The organism is Collinsella sp. CLA-AP-H1, assembly GCF_040092945.1.
Taxonomy (GTDB): Bacteria; Actinomycetota; Coriobacteriia; order Coriobacteriales; family Coriobacteriaceae; genus Collinsella.
Map to the genome: position 1 here is coordinate 240,806 of NZ_JBBNKO010000001.1, position 18,455 is coordinate 259,260.

Consider the following 18,455-nt stretch of genomic DNA (forward strand, 5'->3'; position numbering starts at 1 on the left):
GTATAAAACGGGCGGGACAAAGAGCCATCTGCCGCTTTGTCCCGCCCGTATTTTTGCTTGGTTGGACTTTATTTGCCCGAAGCTACGCCCATGCCATAGCCGATGATGAGGCCGTGCATCTCGGCGTAATAGGAATCCAGGCCGTTGCAGGGCATGATGATGGTCTTGGAGCCGGGCCAATGCTCAATAATGCGATCGGCCAACGCCTGGGCGCTCGATACGTTTTCCACATGGTCGATGACGACCTCGCCGCCCGTAAAACCCTCGGCTTCCATGGTGTCGATGATCTTGTTGAGCATCTTCTTTTCGCCACGCGTGTGCCCGACGAGTTCGATTTTACCGGCCTCACTCGCCGTGCCCAAAATGCGGATATTGAGCTTGTTGGCAATGACGCCAGCTGCCTTAGGGATACGTCCGGCTTTGGCGAGGTTTTCGTAATTGCACAAACTGAAGAGGATTTTGCTGTTCTGTTCAAGGCTATCGAAGTATGCGCAAGCGTCCTCGAATGAGACATCCGGATTGCTTGCAAGATAGCGGTCGAACAGCAAGAAAATGAGGTCCATTTTGCCGCCAGCTGCGCGTGAATTGACTAGATGAATCTGTCGGTCGGGCTCCTCGGCAAGAACCATATCGCGAGCCGTGGCTGCCGCGTTGTAGCTGCCCGACACGCCCTCAGAGATCGGCATGCAGATGGTCTTGTCTGCCAATTTGAAGAGCTCGGCCCACTCCCCTACGCTGGGACAAGCGCTCGAAGAAGCGTTCGTCTCCGCCTGAACAGCGCAGTTGAGCTCATGAACATCGAGCGAAAGGTCATCGACGAATTCACGCTCCCCAACTCGAATTTTGAGGGGCGCAAATGCAAAGGTGGTATGGGGTGCGGTCGGTTGCCAATCACGGAGGTTGCAGCTTGAATCGGAGATAAGTGCCCAGCTCATAGAGGGTCCTTTCTAATTGTTCTTCAACAATTATAGCTTTCTTGCTGACCGATTGGGCCGCTATCTAGTATTCAAAACTAGATAGCGGACTGCACGAAAGACAAAAGAATGGACCCCATGGCTCAAAGCCACGAGGTCCATATCCGTTTGCTTTATCTGAATACTTAGTAGCGCACGAAGATGTAGTTGTTGTTCATGCCGGCGGCAACGGAACTGATGATAACACCCGTGTTGTAGTCGGAAGCATGAATCATCTGACCACCACCGATGTAAATGCCAGTGTGGTACGAGTTGACCACAACGTCACCGGGCTGCGGATCGGACACACGCGTCCAGCCCATAAAGGTACCCGTGGTGCCCAGACGGCAATAGCGACCAGTGAGGCAATAGCTAACAAAACCAGAGCAGTCGAAGCTGTTCGGGCCAATTCCGCCCCAGGAATAAGCGCAACCAAGCTTACTGTATGCACGAGAGACAACAGAACCGCCATCAACAGACTGGCTCGGGGCAGAAGGCGTCGGAGCCGGAGCAGGTGCGGGGGGCTGCGGCGTCGGAGCAGGTGCCGGCGTAGGAGCCGGAGTGTTGCCGCCCTGGTTGTTGTTATTGCTGGTCTGGCCACCATTGTTGGTGTTCTCGGTCGTACCGGCAGTCTCGTTGCTCACCGTGGCCTTCTCGGCGGTGCTGGCGTTGATGCCAGCCTGCAGCGCGGCGTTGGCCTCGGCCTCGGCGGCAAGCTCGGCCTGCAGCTGCGAATCCAGGGAGTTTACGACGTTCTGGGCTTCAGCCTGCTGGGCGTTAAGCTCGTCGACCTTCTTTTGCGTGGCGGCGACGTTCTTTTCCTGCTCGGCCTGCTTATCGGTGAGCTGCTGCTTAAGCTCCTTGACCTCTTGAATGGTCTGAGCTTGCTTATCGGAAACTTTGCCGTAGTAGAACAGACGGTTGAGCATATCGCTCAGGTCATCGACGCCCGTCAGAACCTGAAGCAGGCTCAGACCGCCGGTTTTGTACTCGCCGGCGACATAGGTCGAGAGCTTGGCCTGACCATCGGCGATCTCCTGCTGCTTTTGCGTAATCTCGCCGGCAGTCTGATCGAGCGCCTGCGTCTGCGTGGCGAGCTCATCGTAAATCTGCTGAGTTTGGGTACCGATCTGCTCGAGCTTAGTACGAGCAGCGGCAAGGTCGGATGCGGTATCGGCGTAGGCAGGAGCCGCGAGGCCCAAGCCCAAAACACAAGCGAGGGTTGCCGTAGCAGCGCAGCGTGCCATGTTTTTGTGCGTGTTTGCTGTGCGCATGTAGCTTCCTTTCCAGTAACTAAGGGTAACGGCTAGTCCACCGTCACCAGACTAAAGAGCTCCACATCGTCATTAGACGGCGTGAGCTTCTCGCGCGGGTTGAGAAACGCAAGCTCAAGGATACAACCGTAACCGACAAGCTTTGCGCCCATATCTCGCACCAGTTTACCTGTTGCCTCGACGGTTCCGCCCGTCGCGACCAAGTCGTCCAGAATCAACACGGTATCTTTAGAGCTGATAGCGTCGGCATGGATCTCAATTGAATCGGTGCCGTACTCGAGCTCGTAGCTCTGGCTTACGGTCTCACGCGGCAGCTTGCCCGGTTTACGTGCGGGAACAAAGCCAGCGCCAAGGGCTACAGCCACCGGTACGCCAACCATAAAGCCGCGAGCCTCGGGACCCACGACCTTGGTGATTCCCATGCCGGCAAAGTGCTCGGCGAGGGCATCGGTCATGGCTTTGAGCGCCTCGGGATTGCCAAAGAGCGGCGTGATGTCCTTAAAGATGACTCCGGGCTCGGGATAGTCGGGGATATCGACGATTTGAGATTCGAAGTCGTACATTGCATGACCTTTCAATGGGTTGCCGAAATTTCAGCAGCGGTTATATGCCCGCGGTGGCGGTGCCGGATTGCGAAGGGGCGACGACCTTAAGCGGCTTTACGAGAGAATCCTCGTGCGAAGCCGGCGCGGCTGTCTCTTCGTTTTTGGCCTTGGTGGACTCGGAACGAGTGATTTCCTCATCGAGTGCATCGATGTCGGCGTCCTCGACCACGGCGTTGAGCGACTCAAAAACGCGGTTCTTGAGCAGTGCGGTGTGCACACCTTCCGTTAGGTCGTGAAGCTTCTTAAACGCACGTTCGAGCTTGGCGTCGCGCTCGTCGTCGGAGGTATCCATTCCGAGCATGCTCACGAGCACTTGCTCAAACATCGAGGACTCGCGGTTGGCGGAAGACACGTACTGACGTAGGTTGCGCGGCTCGATATGGAAGCGTGACAGCTCGGAGCAGTAGCGGATGATCGGGAAATCGCGACCATCGACGAGCTCTCGATTCTGCGGGCTCTTGATGATGCGAATGAGGTCGTTTTCGGCAAGGGAGCGGATAAACGAAATCTCGACGCCCAGCATATCGGGAATGGTCTCGATGGGATGCAGCTTTTGCTTAGTCTCCTTGGGCTCCGTCTTGAGCGGAACATCGGACAGCAAGCCCACCTCGTAGGCGAGCGTTGATAGGTCCGTGGCGTTTTCCAAGCGCTGCTTAATCACGTTGAGCGGCATGTAGCGGGTCTTCTGCAAGTGCAGGATGACCTCCAGGCGATCAACGTCCTCCTTCGAGTACTGACGGTATCCCTTAGGCGTACGATGAGGGGTAATGAGCCCCTCATCCTCTAGAAATCTAATTTTTGAGTTCGAAAGATCGGGGTATGCGCCTCGAAGTAGGTTGACGACTTGGCCGATACTCAGATAGTTGCGTTCGGCCATGCCCTACTCACCGGTTTCGATGCGCTCCGGCGTGCTCTCGTGGTAGATGAGCGTAAACGTACCGATCTGGACGGAAGAACCGTCGTGCAGCGGGGCTGCGTTGACAATGGCGCCGTCGACCCAGGTGCCATTGAGCGAGCCCAGGTCCTCGATGCGAGCGCCGAGGCCCTCGCGAATAATGCGCGCATGGCTGCGCGAAACGGTCATGTCATTGAGAAAGATGCCGTTCGCAGGATCGCGGCCGATGGTGGTCACGTCGTCCTCGAGCTCAAATGCGGCACCCGTCTGCGGACCCTTGACGATGGACAGAACGGGGGCGGTGATGCGCACGTTGGCCATGAGATCGGGAACGGTGACGTCGCTTGAAGGCACGCGGAATACGCAGGTAGCGTCAGCAGTCTTATCATTCTGAGGCATATTGTTAACCATGTTGTCCATGACAACCCCTAACTTATCGCGGACGTGCCGCAAATAATGAACCGTACGTAATCATACCCCAACGAATCAGTCTTCGATTTCAGGGTTCAGAAAGTCGATGTCCTCGTCCTCGGGATGCGTGAGAGCCTGTTTAATGGCCGCTCCGCCCTTAATGGAGTAGATGACAGCGGTGAGCATGGAGAAGATCACGCCGCCGTACACAAAGAAGATGCCGAGGGGCACCGAGCTTCCGTTGAGGCCCGGGAAGGCCGTAAGGGATGAAGGTAAAAGATGCAGGCCGTCAATAACGGGGAAACCGAGCAGCATGAGCGAGAAACCAGTCATGAGCAGCGCTGTGGCAATCTTTCCGGGGAAGACGACATCGATGGGGCGACGGTGATAATGACGAACGATAAGCGTGCCGATGCCCAGATAGATGTCGCGGCCAATAATGAGCACGCAGACCCAGATGGGCAGCTCTCCGCGGACCACTAGACCAAGTACGCCGGTGAACAGCAGCGCACGGTCGCAGATGGGATCCATGACCTTGCCGAGCCATGAGACCGTCTTAGTCATGCGGGCGATCTGGCCGTCCATCCAGTCGGTGGAGGCGGCGACGGCGTAGATAACGATGGCGATGACGCGGTTGTTGTCCGTCACAAACAGGTACAGAAATACCAGGGTGAGGATCAGGCGCGTAAAGGTGATGAAATTGGAGATCGTGAAGATCTTATTCGACGGGTAATCGGAAGTGCCGATAAGCTCCTTTTTGATCTTCTTTTTGATTCCCACAGGACTCCCCCGCTGGTTAACGACAAAACTTTCGATACTATACCCGTTCCTGCGATGTCTATCCAGCGCAAGCATAGAGAGTCCAGACATATGGAGGATGCTGCTGGGTGCCACGAGGACTCTCGCGCCGTTGCTTTAACAAAAAACTCTCACAGGAAGTAGCCGCGAGGGCTATGTTGGTAGTTGCAGCTACAGTTATTGTTGAGGGTGAGCAGCGCGTCGCGCACGCCGTAGAGGTAGCCGCTGATGAGCGCCCAGCGCACGCGCTCGTCGAGCGCAGCGAGGTAGAGCGTCTGCATGCCACCGCCGGAAAAGCCGACGCAGCCGAGTTCGCGCAGACTCCACGCGCCGCGCGCCGCAACGTAGTCGATGAGGCGCATGAGGTCCCAGGTCTTCGGCATCGATGTGCACATCGAGCATCACGCCGACCATGAACATTGCGAGAAACGTATTTGCCGAGCCCACCGAAGCGGTGACGTCGAGCACCGGCGCAGAATAGCGATGCATCCCTTTGTACATGGGCACACAAGGGGATACAGCAAAGGCGACCGGAGGTCGCAATACCCTCCTGGTGAACAGCTAGCAAGGTGAGTAAAACCACATCGAACGCCGCTCACGCCAGGGCGGCGTTCACCTTTTGGTTCCACCTGCCAGCACCTCCTCTCTCGATGCCGCAAGGGTTTCTTCGTGGTGATAGACCGACACCGTTCATCGTTGTTACGGGCTCGTTCGCAAAGTCGTGAACACGCTCCCCTCTTGTTCAGCGCATAATGGTGCACCGTGTGCGGCTGTGCGGTCGCACGCTAAAGGAGATGTGCCCGCATGGGCATCGAGAGAGAGGATGCAGCATGAACCTGAGGGAGAAGTACGGTGAGTGGGGCCTGATCCTGGGCGCGACCGAGGGCGTCGGCAAGGCGTTCTGCGAGAAGATCGCCGCCGGCGGCATGAACGTCGTCATGGTCGGCCGTCGCGAGGAGAAGCTGAACGTGCTCGCAGGCGAGATCCGCGAGACCTACGGCGTGGAGACCAAGGTCGTGCGCGCCGACTTTAGCCAGCCCGGCGCTGCCGAGACCGTCTTCGCCGCGACCGAGGGCCTGGACATGGGCTTCATGAGCTACGTGGCCTGCCTGCACAGCTTCGGTAAGATCCAGGACACCCCCTGGGAGAAGCACGAGGCCATGATCAACGTCAACGTCGTGACCTTCCTCAAGTGCTTCCACCACTACATGCGGATCTTTGCCGCCCAGGACCGCGGCGCCGTGATCAACGTCTCGTCGATGACCGGCATCAGCTCCAGCCCCTGGAACGGCCAGTACGGCGCGGGCAAGGCCTTCATCCTCAAGATGACCGAGGCCGTGGCCTGCGAGTGCGAGGGCACCGGCGTCGACGTCGAGGTCATCACCCTCGGCACCACCCTAACCCCCAGCCTGCTGTCCAACCTCCCCGGCGGCCCGCAGGGCGAGGCCGTCATGAAGATCGCCCTCACCCCCGAGGAGTGCGTCGACGAGGCCTTTGAGAAGCTGGGTAAGGAGCTCTCCGTCATCGCCGGCCAGCGCAACAAGGACTCCGTCCACGACTGGAAGGCAAACCACACCGAGGACGAGTACATCCGCTACATGGGCTCGTTCTACCGCGACTAGCAACTGCGGAACACACGCGCGAGGCTGCATACGGGTTCGCAGGTAGAGATGCGAGTGCGAGGGTTTCTTTGCGGGGGCGTGCGGATGCGGCGCCTGCGAGGGAACCCTCTTTTCATGGGTGGGCGCGGCGATGAACCCGTGCGCGGCACCTCGGCGCTCACCGTCGAGGGCGACCTGCCGCGGTGACTCTTGCCAAACGTCCCGTATTCTCGGTTTCGGTGCGGTTGCGGCGGCATCGGCCACGCGCCGCCGCGGCTTATAGGACAAAATGTGTGTCCCGATAGAACATCCGTTTCCATCCATTAATCCAGCCAGAACGGGTACGGGTCCCTGTGGTGGAGGTCCTCCCACACTGCCCTGTCGCCCCACTCCGGCCCTCCGTCGTCACGCGACGGCGAGGCGGAGTAGACGCTGAACAGGAAGTCGATGTCCGCGTCGGTCGGCATCGTGGCGAGCTTCCCGCGCGCCGTCCTCGCGTCCCCCGAGTGCGCGTGGCACCACCAGAACACCGCCTTCACGCGCTTGACCGACGTCAGCCCCCGGTGGTTGCGCAGGACGGCCCTCAGCTGCGAGTTCACCCCTCCCTCGATCATGTTGTTGGTCGACGGCAGCGGGCCGGCCTTGGCCAGGGCGGGATCGAGGTAGGTGAACAGCGTCCCCGCCGACACCAGCGACGACAGCGACGAGCGCGCCCGCCTCAGCCTCTCGTGGGTGTAGACCCTCCTGCCGTCCACCACGGTCCTGTCCTCCAGGAAGTCGGCCCAGAACCCGCACCAGTCGAGGTAGCGCTCGACCCAGAGCTCGGCCTGGTGCAGCGTCTCGATGCCCATGAGGTCGCGCGCGATGAGGTAGAGCTCGCGCCCCGCCTGGAGCTTCGGCCGCGTCGTCGTGTAGCGCTTGACCTGCGAGAAGGCGTGGAAGGCGCACCTCTGGACCCTAGTGCGCGGCCAGGTCTCGCGCACGGCCTTGGCGAACCCGCTCCCGCCGTCGGTGACGACCACCTCGGGCGCCGGGATCGGCGACATGAGGGCCGACCACGCCCTCGAGTTCTCCGACCTCGCCATGTACCAGGAGACCACCCTCTCGCCGCTGCAGCATATGAGCACGACGAGGTCGCGCGCGACCCAGATCCCGTCGACGTGGAGCACGCGGTGCAGCTCGCCGTCGGGGACGGGCATCGGCCAGACCTCCCAGAACTCGGCCGTCCTGCGCCTGAAGGACCGCCCGCCGCCCGGCATCGCCGCCTGGGAGTCCTTGGAGAGGAGCCACCCGAGGAACTCGTCCAGCCTTGCCGCCGTGTCGTCGTACCTCACCGTCGTCGACGCGCCGCAGTCCGTGCACCTCCACCGCTGGGCCCCCGATGAAGTCCTGCCGTTGCGCTTGGTCCGACCGCCGCAGTAGGGGCAATAAACGGCCTTCATGGGCACCTCTTCCGAAAGGATATTTAACGGTTCCGGAAAAGGTTATCTACCTGCGGGAACGATAGGCAACCGGACACACATTCTGTCCGAGCGGTTAAAAGCGGGCACGGAATTTAAACGGCTGAAAAAGGGGCATCGACCTGCGCCGATGCCCCCAACGTGGACACACATTTTGTCCTATAAGCCACGCCGCCGCACAAGCATGCCATGCGGCAAGTCGCCCGTTCTGTAAGCCTTCGTCGCGCTATTAAAACAGCTGATAATTCTCTGATGATTCAGCATAAAAAAAGGTCAGGCACTAGGTGCCTGACCTGCAAACTTCTGGTCGGGACGACTGGATTCGAACCAGCGACCCCTTGACCCCCAGTCAAGTGCGCTACCAAGCTGCGCCACGTCCCGAAGCTTTTGTTTGTTGCTCTGCTCTCACTCGCAACAGGGAGTATATTAACCCGAAACTTTGGACTTGCGCAAGAACTTTTTTAATTATTTTTGAGCAAGTCCAAAATTGTATCTGCGAGCTGGGGTTTTGTTAGAACGGGAAGTTCCTGTGTACCCGCTGTGCTCACGATCCAGGCCTTGTTGGTATCGGTTCCGAAGCCCGAATCGGCGCGCGATACATCGTTGGCGATAATGGCATCGCAACCCTTGCGGGCCAATTTGCGCTGCGCGTACTCCACGACGTTATCGGTTTCGGCCGCAAAGCCGATCACGCACCGTTCTCCCTTTTGGCGCGAGAGCTCGGCCAAGATATCGTCTGTCTCGACCAGTTCGATGCGATCCAGACGCTCGTTGGCCTTTTTGAGCTTATGGTCGGCAGGGGCCGCGGGGGTGTAGTCGGCGACGGCGGCCGCACAAATTGCGGCATCGGCCGTCTGGAAGGCGCTCAGTGCCGCCTGGAGCATCTCTGCGGCGGTCTGCACGCGCACGCAATCCACGCCGCAGGGTACATCGAGCGATGTCGGGCCCAGCACGAGCGTGACCGCAGCACCGCGGCGTGCGGCCTCACCTGCCAGGGCGATGCCCATCTTGCCCGACGACCGGTTGCCGATAAAACGCACCGGGTCGATCGGTTCGTGCGTGGGGCCGGCGGTGATGACGATGCGCTTGCCTGCCAGGTCCTGAGGCGCGGGGTTGAGCACCTCGCAGACAGCCTCGAGGATATCCTCGGGCTCACTCATGCGTCCCGTGTCCACGTCGCCGCAGGCAAGGTAGCCGCTGCCCGGACCCACCACATGGACACCGCGCTCGCGCAACGTGGCCATGTTGGCCTGCGTCGCCGGCGCCTTCCACATGCCGTTATTCATAGCGGGTGCGATCACGATGGGTCGCAGTGTGGCTAGTAGCGTGGTGGAAATAAGGTCATCGGCGATGCCGTTGGCCATCTTGGCGATGATATTGGCCGTCGCGGGCGCCACGACCACCAGATCGGGCTCCTGCGCCAGCGAAATGTGGTGGATGGGGTCGGAGGGGTCGTCGAACAGGCCCACGGCGACGGGCTCGTTGGTGAGCGCACGGAAGGTGAGCGGGCCCACAAACTCGGTGGCATGCTCGCTCATAACGACCTTGACGCGCACGCCACGCTTTTGCAACAGGCGCACGATGTTGCACGACTTATAGGCGGCGATCCCGCCGGTAATGCCCAGCAGGATCGTTTTTCCCTCAAGTTGCATTGAATTGTTGGATGCCGCCATCGTTTAAGCTTCCTTGCTCGGGAGCACCAGGAGGCGGTGGCAGTACGGGCAGTGCGTAATTGACCTACCGTCGTGGTTGAGGTCGCTCATGGACGATGCCTGCAGCGCGGTGTGGCAGACCGTGGGGATGTTGCCCTGGATGGTCTCGACGGCCAGGCCACGGAACTGCTTGAGCAGACGCTCGTAGTCGGTGAGAACGTCGGCCGACAGCGTGGCAGCAAGCGCGGTGCGCTCCTTCGTGGCGGCGTCAATCTGAGCCTGCAGGTCGGCAGCCTTGGCACGGGCGGCCTTGGTGTCGGCCTTTACACCCTCCTCGAACTTGGCGATGATGGCCTGTGCGCGAGCCTCGCGGTCGAGCGCCTCCTTATGGGCGACAACGACGTCCTTGCGGGTGTGCTCGATCTTGTCCAGACGCTTGGCCAGGGTGGCGAGCTCGTTCTCCAGGTCCTGAACCTCGCGGTAGTCGGAGCCGTCGACGTGGCGCTTCTTGGCAGCCTCGATGGCGTTGTTAGTCTGAATCTCGGTGGTGTTGAGATCGTCAAGCTCAATGTCCAGATCCTTGCGCTGGGCGTAGAGTTTGGTCATCTCGGACTTGAGTTTCACATAGGTCTTGCGCTTGGAAGCGAGCTCCTTGAGCTCCGGCATATTGGCAAGTTCGCTCTTGTTGCGGGCGAGCTCCAAATCGATCTGTTGCAGCTTGAGTAGCGTAGCGCCGGCGCTCATAAGTTCTCTCCTTTTGTCACAGTCCACCATTGGCAGGGGTTCAGTATTTTAATCGCATGACGGGGGTCGACCCCGGCGTCAACTGCAGAGTTCATCAATATATCAACGAACGGCTCCTCGGAGCGGTCGTGGCCGAGCAAGATCACCGGCAGCCCGCGCAAGGCAAGGTCTTGCGCCACGTGGTAGCCCGCCTCGCCGGTTACGATGACATCTGCGCCCGCGGCGATGGCGAGCTCTCCAAAGTCGCCCAGGGAGCCGCCCAAAATAGCGACGGTACGGCATGCGTGCTCGGCTTCGCCCCACACACGCGGGTCACTGCCGAAGGCCGTGGCAGCACGGGTGGCAAGATCGCGCAGCGTGCACGGGTCGTTGAGCGTTGCAAGCGCGCCCAGGCCGGTTGCCTCGGGGTCGTCCACATGCTCCAGCGAGCTCATGGGCTCAGCGCCCAGCAACTCACTCAGGCGAACGCGCGCTTCGTGCGAACGGTCCAGGTTGGTGTGGAGCGAAATAATGCTCACGCCGCAACGAGCCGCCTCGTACAGCGCAGCGCTGCACTGGGGGCGTGACGCATCCGCCGGACAAAACGCCTCGGGCGCCTTGATATAGACGGGGTGATGCGTCAGCAGCACGTTGGCACCGGCATCTTGTGCGCGGCGAACATTAGCTTCGGTCGCATCGAGTGCGCAGGCCACGCCAGCAATCTCGGCGGCAGGGTCGCCCACGGAGAGCCCTACATGATCCCAGCCCTCGGCGTCCGCCTTGGGGTAGCGCGCCAGCAGCGCGCGTTCAAGCTCGGCGACGATCATGCAGTACCTACGATCGAGAGCAACGTCTGGGCAAAGTCGTCCAGGTCAGCCGGGTCCACGCGGTCATCGAAGGAGATGCGCAGTGCGCCTAGCGCCTGCTCGCGACCAATGCCCATTGCGCTGAGCACGTGGCTCGGGTCCATGCTGCCGCTCGAGCACGCCGAGCCGGCCGAAACCTCAAAGCCGGCGGCGTCGAGCTTGACGATGAGCTCCTCGGAGTCCATGCCGTCGACGTAGATCGAAACCATACCCGGCAGACGATCGGCCTGCGCGTAGTCGCCCATCGTGGCGTGAATGCGCGGGTGGGCCGTAAGCGTGGCGTAGAGCTTGTTGGAAAGGGTTTGCAGCGTCGCACGCTCCTGGGCCACATGGGGCGCCAGCGTGCGGGCGGCAGCGGCAAAGGCCAGCTGCGTGCGCAGGTCCTGCGTGCCGGCACGACGACCGGCCTCCTGTCCGCCGCCAAAGATGCGCGGGCGCAGCGGCGTGTGGTTCTTAAGGTAGAGCGCGCCGGATGCCACGGGGCCACCGATCTTGTGCGCGGCAACGGTCATGGCGTCAACTCCCAGCTCGGTGACATCGAGCGGAATGTGCAGATACCCCTGGATGGCATCGGTGTGGAACAGGGCGCCCACGGTATGCGCGGCCGCGGCAAGCTCGCGGATGGGCTGCACCACGCCGGTCTCGTTGTTAGCAACCATAATGCTCACGAGCGCGACGTCGTCGCCGAGCAGCTCGATGAGCGCGGCAGGCTCGATGTAGCCCGCACGGCAGGGCTGCACCAGGTCGACGGTAAAGCCGGCGGCACGCAGCAGTGGCAGGTTGTCCAGAATAGAATCGTGCTCGATGGCCGAAACGATTACGCGATCGCGCTTACGATCGCGCTGACGAGCGCCCTCGGCAAGACCGAGCAGCGCCAGCTGGTTGGCCTCGGTGCCGCCGTTGGTAAGGATGATCTCGGACGGGCGAACGCGTGCGCCAAAGCTGCGGGCGATATCGCGACGGGCGACTTCCAGGCGTGCGGCGGCCTTGCGGCCAAGCGAATGCAACGAGTTGGGGTTGACGCCGGCAAGCTCACTTTCGTCATATTCTTGCTGCGCAAGGCGCGCCTCGGCGCGCATGGGCGTCGAGGCGGCATAGTCAAGATTCACGGGTATGCGGTTTTGACCTGCGGTCATAAGAGTTTATGCCTCCTGTGCGGCCTCGTTGCCCAGCTTCTGCAGCAGCGCAACCTCGGCAGCGGGATCTTCGGACTTAAATACGGCAGAACCGGCCACGAGCACGTTGGCGCCGGCCTTAACGACCTCGGCGATGTTCTTGGAAGAGATGCCGCCGTCGACCTCGATCATGGGCGACACGCCGTGACGCTCGCACATGGCCTTGAGCTCGTGGATCTTTGCGATGGTGCCCGGGATAAAGCTCTGGCCGCCAAAGCCGGGGTTCACGCTCATCAGCAGCACCATATCGACGACGTCGATGATGCTCTCGAGCACGCACACGGGGGTTGCGGGGTTGAGCACCACGCCGGCCTTGACGCCGCACTGCTGCAGATGCGTGAGCGTGCGGTGCAGGTGCGTGGAGGCCTCGTAGTGCACGGTGATCATGTCGGCACCGGCGTCGGCGTACCAATCGACCGTCTCGTCGGGGTTCGACACCATGAGGTGCGCGTCGACCGGTACATCGGTGGAGCGCTTGACGGCCTTGAGGATGTCAACGCCAAAGGTGAGGTTGCCGGTAAAGTGGCCGTCCATGACGTCGAAGTGTACGTAGTCGGCGCCGGCGATCTTGTCGAGTTCGCCCTTGAGGTTGGCCATGTCGGCCGAAAGGACGGACGGAGCGATTTTAATGGAACCCATGGTAGTAGCCTTTCTGCGCTAGTCGGTGAGTCCGTAGAACTCTTGAGAAGGGACGCGGTCGGTGAGAATCTCGAGCGCCCTATCCAAAGTAACACCGTTGTAGAGCGTTTGCTCTACGGCAAAGGTGAGCGGAATGTCTACGTCCAGTGAACGGGCAAGCTCGCTCACGCTGCGGGCCGCGACGGCGCCCTCGACCACCATATGCGTACGTGTCTGGTACTCGTCGAGCGACACGCCGTGGGCAAACTCGTAGCCAAAGGTGCGGTTGCGCGAATGCTCCGAGGTGCAGGTGGCAATGAGGTCACCCATGCCGGCAAGTCCCATGCAGGTCATAGCTTGACCGCCGCGGGCGTGCACCAGACGGCTGATCTCGGCCAGGCCTCGCGTCATGATGAGGGCGAGTGTGTTGTCGCCTGCGCCCGAGCCGGCGGAGATGCCGCACACGATGGCGATAACGTTCTTCATGGCGCCGCATACCTCGACGCCGGTCATATCCTGCGACAGGTAGATGCGGAAGGCCGTGGACAGGAGCAGGTCCTTAAAGGTCTCCCCTATCTGCGGATCTTCGCTGGCGATGACGGCGGCAGAAAGTCCGCCGCGGCAAATCTCCTCGGCATGGTTGGGGCCCGAGAGGGCCGCCACGCGCGCCTCGTTGCCGATCTCGCTGGCGATGACCTCGCTCATGAGCAGGCCGGACTCGGGCTCAATGCCCTTGGTGAGGCAGAGCACCGGGGTATCGGCGGCGATAAAGGGCGCGGCCTGGTGGCACACGCTGCGAAGGTGCGTCGAAGGAACGGCAAAGATGATGGCCTCGGCGCCGTCGAGCGCCTGCACGAGCTCGGTCGTGGCGACGACGTTGCCGGGCAGCTCGTAGCCCACAAGGTAGCGGGGGTTGCGGTGCTCGCCATTGATGCCGGCGGCCGTCTGCTCGCTATGGGCCCACATGGTCACGCGCTCGGCTCGCGCGGCGGCAAGGCCGGCGACGGCGGTTCCCCAGGAGCCAGAGCCAATCAGCGCAACATTCATGACTCTCTCCTACTTATCGTCGGGCTCGGTGACGCGCTTGGTAAACGAGAGCTTGGACTCCTTACCGGTCATGAGCTTTTTGATGTTCGCACGATGGGCCCACACCACGGTGATGCCGATCATCGCCATGCAAAACTTAAGTCCTAGGCTGCTGTACGGAAAGACCGCACAAGCGGCAATGGGAAGACCGATGGCCGCGGCAAGCGAGCCCACCGACACGAACTTGGTGATGGCGACGGCCACGATAAACATGCCCAGCAGCGACAGACCAATGGGCCAGTACCAGGCGAGGATAACGCCCAGACCCACGGCGATACCCTTGCCTCCATGGAAGTTGAGGTAGGGCGAGAAGATATGGCCCCACACCGCTGCCAGGCAAATGACGCCGAGCATCCAGTCGCCGGCGGCGCCGGGGGCCATAATACTCGGCGGAAAACCATAGCCCAAGTCGGCAATGAGCGGACGGGCGATAAGGACGCAGATGGCGCCCTTAAGGCAGTCGAGCAGCAGCGTGAGCGCGGCCACCTTGGGGCCGGCTACGCGCAGTGCGTTGGTGGTGCCGATGTTGCCAGAGCCCGCCTTGCGAATGTCGGTGTGGTTGAACACGCGGCCCAGGATCAGGCCAAACGGAATCGCCCCGATAAAGAACGAGACCACGGCGCAGATGGCGGTCAGCAGAATCGGATTATGCATCCTTTTGCTCCTTCTTCCTAAAGAAGAGTCGAATGGGTGTGCCGGCAAAGTCGAAGGTCGAGCGCATGCGGTTCTCCACGTAGCGCTGATAGGTGTCGTTGACCAGATCGCTGTGGTTGACGAAGAACGTGAACGTCGGCGGGTTGACTCCCGTCTGGGTCACGTAGTGCATGCGCAGGCGGCGCTTGCCGTCCACCACGGTATGACCGAACTCGCGCAGATCGGTGAGGAACGTGTTGAGGCGCGAGGTGCTAATCTTCTGCGAGCGCGTCTTTTCGGCGGCGTCGACCATCGCCCAGATCTTCTCGACGCTGCGGCCAGTGAGGGCAGAGATGCGCAGGTACTGGGCCCAGGGAGCCATGACGCCCAGACGGCGGTCGATGGTCTCCATGCAGGCCTCGCGCTTGCGGTCATCGTCGAGCAGGTCCCACTTGTTGAGCAGCACCACGATGGCGCAGCCGCGCTCGATGGCCAAGCCCATGACCTTCTGGTCCTGCTCGGTGACGCCCACGGAGGCGTCGACGACGAGCAGCGCCACGTCGGCGCGGTCGATGGCGCGCAGGCCGCGGACCATCGAGTAGTACTCGATGTTTTCGTACACGGTGCTCTTCTTGCGGATGCCCGCGGTATCGACCATGCGGTAGTGCTTGCCGTTGCGTTCGACGACCGTGTCGATGGCGTCGCGCGTGGTGCCGGCAATGTTGGACACGATGGAGCGGTCGGCGCCCAGGATGCGGTTGAACAGCGAGGACTTACCGGCATTGGGGCGGCCGATGATGGCCACGTTCAGCGCGTCGGGGAACTCATCGGCGACCTCGTCCTCTTCCTCCGGAAGCAGGGCCACGATATCGTCGAGCAGGTCGCCCGTGCCATGACCATGCAGGGCCGAGAGCGGCGTGGGCTCACCGATGCCGAGCGAATAGAACTCCCAGATGCTGTCGTTCTCGCGATCGGGGTTGTCGAGCTTGTTCACCAGCAGAAAGACCGGCTTGTCGCAGCGCTTGAGCATGCGGGCGACCGACTCGTCCTCCTCGGTGACGCCGGTGCGGCCGTCGACCACAAACAGGATGACAGCAGCTTCCTCGGCGGCAGCAAGAGCCTGGTCGCGGATGGACGTGGCAAAGACGTCATCGCTCTTGAGCGGCTCAATACCGCCCGTGTCGACGATGGTGAACTCGCGGCCGTTCCAATCGGCCGTGTGATACGAGCGGTCGCGCGTGACGCCGCGGGACTCGTGGACGATGGCGTCCGAGGTCTGGGCCAGGCGGTTAACGAGCGTGGACTTGCCCACGTTGGGGCGTCCGACGACGGCGACGATAGGTTTCATCTGCTCTCCTTTAATGGGTAGGGTCAGTGGAAGTGTTGGAGTCTGCGGGCACAATGCCAAGGATGCGCTCCAGGGTATCGAGCAGCTCATGCGGCATGGTCGACACCACATGAACCTCGGCGCCGCGACTGGTAAGGCTTGCGAGTAAATCGTCACGATGATACTCGTCAAGCGTCATGCCGTCAGCGTTGAACATGAGCTTAGGCACAAAGAGCATAACCCCCGAGAGGTCCTGCGGCAGCTGCTCCAGAATGTCACACGCGACGATGAGGCCGGTCACGTCCACGTTGCCGCCAAAGTAGCGGTTCTTGATGGCCGTGACAGTGCCGGCGAGTCCCTTGGGCGATTCCACAAAGCGGGCCACCGTGTCGCGTGCGCTGGCGCCCGAGAGGCACAGCAGGTGTTGGCTGCGGGCGGCGATGGCCTCGCGGACGCGGGCCAGTCGCTCGGCATCGGCGGCAAGCACGTCGTCGGTCTCGTCCAGATACGAGCGGATCATGCCGATGCCGTCGTAGTACTGCGGGTAACCGTCGTAAAAGTCTGCCTCGGGAGGATCGATGCCGGCGTCCAGATAGAACTCGTCGCTCATCTGGAAGGTGTGGCGGCCAAAGCGCTCATAGGCGCGGTCCTGGAAGGGCCTGATCATGGCGATGGTCTCGCGCGCTAGCTCGGGCTTGTCGCTGTAGGACCAGCTAAAACGGTTTTGATGCTTGGTAAAACCGAGCGGCACAATGCCCAGGCTTGTGATTTGCTCGTGCTCCTCGCAAAAGCGCAGGGTCTTTTCCAGCTCCTCGCCGTCGTTCATGCCGGGGCACAACACGATCTGCGCGTGAATCTCGATGCCGGCGGCCATGATGGCCTCGAGCGCGTCCATGCCTCGCTGGGCGTTGCGGCCCATCATACGACGGCGGACGTCGGGGCTCACGGCATGGACCGATACGTTCATGGGGCTCATGTTGCGTTGGATGACGTTTTGCACGTCCTCGTCGGAGAGGTTCGTGAGCGTGACGAAGTTGCCCTGCAAAAAGCTCAGGCGGTAGTCGTCGTCGCGAATATAGAGCGTGGAGCGGCCGCCCTTGGGCAACATGGTCATAAAGCAGAACACGCAGGCGTTCACGCAGGTGCGCATGCCGTCGAAGATGGGGCCATCGAACTCCAAACCCCAGTCCTCTCCCGGGAAGCGGTCGAGCTCGACGGAGGTGACGGTGCCGTCGCGCGGGTCGAATACCTCCAAATCAACGGTGTCGTCGTCTGCTTCCCAAAGCCATACGATCATGTCGGTGAGTTGCTCGCCGTTGACCGTGAGCACGCGCATGCCCGGCTCGATACCCACATCCCATGCGGGCGACTCGGGACGCACGTTCTTAACGAGCGCGCCCTCACCCGGCTCGGGGTCGCGGCTGCGCCCGTAATCGGCCACCTCGGCGGCGTATGCGGGTACGGTCTGGTCCATGATTAGCGGCAAAGCTCCTTGATGCGCGCAACGGCGCGTTCGATGTGTTCTTGCGGGGTGGAGGCTCCGGCAGTGATGCCGATGTGGCGTGCGTTGGCAAGCCATGCGGCCTGGAGCTCGGAAGCTTCCTCGATGTGATACGTGCGCTCGCAGGCGTCTGCGCAAATCTGCGCCAGGCGGCGCGTGTTGCCCGAGTTCTTGCCGCCCACGACGACCATGCAGTCGCAGCGGTTAGCAAGTGCGGCGGCTGCCTGCTGGCGCTCGCTCGTGGCTGCGCAGATGGTGTTGATCACGCGTAGTTCCTGCACGCGCGGGGTGATGGCAGCCACAACCTCGGCGAGGTTCTGCGCGGTCTGGGTGGTCTGCACGACGAGGCCCACCTTGCCCTTGAGCGACAAGGCGTTGGCGTCGGCGGCACAGCTCACGACCTGCGCATCATCGCTGGCGTGACCCAGAATGCCCTCGACCTCGGGATGCCCCGGCTCACCCACGACGAGTACGCGATAGCCCTCGCGCACCAGCCGCTCGGCGGCCACGTGGACCTTCTTGACGTAAGGGCAGGTGGCGTCGATCACGTTGAGGCCGCGCTTGCGGGCAGCATCGATGACCTGCGGCACCACGCCGTGGGCACGGATGATCACGGTGCCGGTTGCTGCGTCGTCCAGGGTTTCGGCCAAGCCAACGCCTGCCTCAGCGAGCTCGCGTACCACGATGGGGTTATGGATGAGCGGACCCAAGGTATGGACCTGAGTGCACTCTCCTGCCTGCGGCGCGGCCGCCAGCGCCATATCGAGCGCACGCTGTACGCCGTAGCAAGTGCCGGCGTGGGCGGCGATTTCGATGGTGGGGGCGTCTGACTTGCCGGCAACGGCCTCGACGGTATTCATGACATCCTCGCCCATGG

General features: G+C 61.5%; 19 protein-coding genes and 1 tRNA gene. 1 reads left to right on the forward strand and 19 read right to left on the reverse strand.

Annotated features, from left to right (window positions below; genetic code table 11):
* Positions 1-68: 68 nt before the first annotated feature.
* From AAAV44_RS01075 to AAAV44_RS01105, 7 genes are all read right to left on the reverse strand, one after another.
* Positions 69-935 (reverse strand): DegV family protein, encoded by an 867-nt coding sequence (locus AAAV44_RS01075; protein ID WP_349114103.1) that lies wholly within the window; start codon positions 933-935, stop codon positions 69-71.
* 164 nt (positions 936-1,099) lie between these two features.
* Positions 1,100-2,227 (reverse strand): NlpC/P60 family protein, encoded by a 1,128-nt coding sequence (locus tag AAAV44_RS01080; protein WP_349114104.1) that lies wholly within the window; start codon positions 2,225-2,227, stop codon positions 1,100-1,102.
* Between the two features lie 32 nt (positions 2,228-2,259).
* Positions 2,260-2,790 carry an adenine phosphoribosyltransferase gene (locus AAAV44_RS01085; protein WP_118227237.1) on the reverse strand — a complete coding sequence of 177 codons (531 nt, stop codon included), beginning with the start codon at positions 2,788-2,790 and terminating at the stop codon, positions 2,260-2,262.
* Between the two features lie 40 nt (positions 2,791-2,830).
* Complete coding sequence (locus tag AAAV44_RS01090; protein ID WP_035138472.1) at positions 2,831-3,709, reverse strand: MerR family transcriptional regulator; 879 nt, start codon at positions 3,707-3,709, stop codon at positions 2,831-2,833.
* A gap of 3 nt (positions 3,710-3,712) precedes the next feature.
* A complete protein-coding gene (locus AAAV44_RS01095; RefSeq protein ID WP_006236002.1) occupies positions 3,713-4,147 on the reverse strand; it encodes an FHA domain-containing protein in 435 nt (144 codons plus the stop codon).
* Positions 4,148-4,213: 66 nt separating this feature from the next.
* Positions 4,214-4,918: a CDP-alcohol phosphatidyltransferase family protein gene (locus AAAV44_RS01100; protein WP_316365573.1), complete on the reverse strand. Its 705-nt coding sequence runs from the start codon at positions 4,916-4,918 to the stop codon at positions 4,214-4,216.
* A 149-nt stretch (positions 4,919-5,067) separates the two neighbouring features.
* Positions 5,068-5,319 (reverse strand): hypothetical protein, encoded by a 252-nt coding sequence (locus AAAV44_RS01105; protein ID WP_006236004.1) that lies wholly within the window; start codon positions 5,317-5,319, stop codon positions 5,068-5,070.
* A gap of 447 nt (positions 5,320-5,766) precedes the next feature.
* On the opposite strand from AAAV44_RS01105, the gene AAAV44_RS01110 reads away from it, so the two are divergent.
* Positions 5,767-6,558, forward strand: a complete 792-nt coding sequence (locus AAAV44_RS01110) for an SDR family NAD(P)-dependent oxidoreductase (RefSeq protein ID WP_006236005.1) — start codon at positions 5,767-5,769, stop codon at positions 6,556-6,558.
* 302 nt (positions 6,559-6,860) lie between these two features.
* Here AAAV44_RS01110 and AAAV44_RS01115 read toward each other — a convergent pair whose 3' ends face one another.
* The 12 genes from AAAV44_RS01115 to AAAV44_RS01170 form a co-directional block, all read right to left on the reverse strand.
* Positions 6,861-7,979, reverse strand: coding sequence for an IS1249 family transposase (locus tag AAAV44_RS01115; protein WP_349114106.1), 1,119 nt, complete (start codon positions 7,977-7,979; stop codon positions 6,861-6,863).
* Positions 7,980-8,301: 322 nt separating this feature from the next.
* Positions 8,302-8,378: transfer RNA gene (locus tag AAAV44_RS01120), tRNA-Pro, on the reverse strand.
* 80 nt (positions 8,379-8,458) lie between these two features.
* Positions 8,459-9,670, reverse strand: coding sequence for a bifunctional phosphopantothenoylcysteine decarboxylase/phosphopantothenate--cysteine ligase CoaBC (gene coaBC, locus AAAV44_RS01125; RefSeq protein ID WP_349114108.1), 1,212 nt, complete (start codon positions 9,668-9,670; stop codon positions 8,459-8,461).
* 3 nt (positions 9,671-9,673) lie between these two features.
* Entirely contained in the window at positions 9,674-10,393 is a 720-nt protein-coding gene (locus AAAV44_RS01130) for a hypothetical protein (RefSeq protein WP_349114110.1), read from the reverse strand.
* Positions 10,390-11,199 carry a Nif3-like dinuclear metal center hexameric protein gene (locus tag AAAV44_RS01135; RefSeq protein ID WP_349114111.1) on the reverse strand — a complete coding sequence of 270 codons (810 nt, stop codon included), beginning with the start codon at positions 11,197-11,199 and terminating at the stop codon, positions 10,390-10,392. Before AAAV44_RS01135 ends, AAAV44_RS01130 begins: the two co-directional genes overlap by 4 nt.
* Positions 11,196-12,374, reverse strand: coding sequence for a cysteine desulfurase family protein (locus AAAV44_RS01140; RefSeq protein WP_349114112.1), 1,179 nt, complete (start codon positions 12,372-12,374; stop codon positions 11,196-11,198). Before AAAV44_RS01140 ends, AAAV44_RS01135 begins: the two co-directional genes overlap by 4 nt.
* Before the next feature lie 6 nt (positions 12,375-12,380).
* Positions 12,381-13,052: a ribulose-phosphate 3-epimerase gene (gene rpe / locus AAAV44_RS01145; RefSeq protein WP_349114113.1), complete on the reverse strand. Its 672-nt coding sequence runs from the start codon at positions 13,050-13,052 to the stop codon at positions 12,381-12,383.
* An 18-nt stretch (positions 13,053-13,070) separates the two neighbouring features.
* Positions 13,071-14,078, reverse strand: a complete 1,008-nt coding sequence (locus AAAV44_RS01150; RefSeq protein WP_349114114.1) for an NAD(P)H-dependent glycerol-3-phosphate dehydrogenase — start codon at positions 14,076-14,078, stop codon at positions 13,071-13,073.
* A 9-nt stretch (positions 14,079-14,087) separates the two neighbouring features.
* Positions 14,088-14,771: a glycerol-3-phosphate 1-O-acyltransferase PlsY gene (gene plsY / locus AAAV44_RS01155; protein ID WP_349114115.1), complete on the reverse strand. Its 684-nt coding sequence runs from the start codon at positions 14,769-14,771 to the stop codon at positions 14,088-14,090.
* Positions 14,764-16,098, reverse strand: coding sequence for a ribosome biogenesis GTPase Der (gene der / locus AAAV44_RS01160; protein WP_006236029.1), 1,335 nt, complete (start codon positions 16,096-16,098; stop codon positions 14,764-14,766). The genes plsY and der overlap by 8 nt, the downstream gene beginning before the upstream one ends.
* 10 nt (positions 16,099-16,108) lie before the next feature.
* Positions 16,109-17,551 carry a DUF512 domain-containing protein gene (locus AAAV44_RS01165; protein ID WP_349114116.1) on the reverse strand — a complete coding sequence of 481 codons (1,443 nt, stop codon included), beginning with the start codon at positions 17,549-17,551 and terminating at the stop codon, positions 16,109-16,111.
* A gap of 2 nt (positions 17,552-17,553) precedes the next feature.
* Positions 17,554-18,453 carry a 4-hydroxy-3-methylbut-2-enyl diphosphate reductase gene (locus tag AAAV44_RS01170; RefSeq protein WP_349114117.1) on the reverse strand — a complete coding sequence of 300 codons (900 nt, stop codon included), beginning with the start codon at positions 18,451-18,453 and terminating at the stop codon, positions 17,554-17,556.
* Positions 18,454-18,455: the final 2 nt, after the last annotated feature.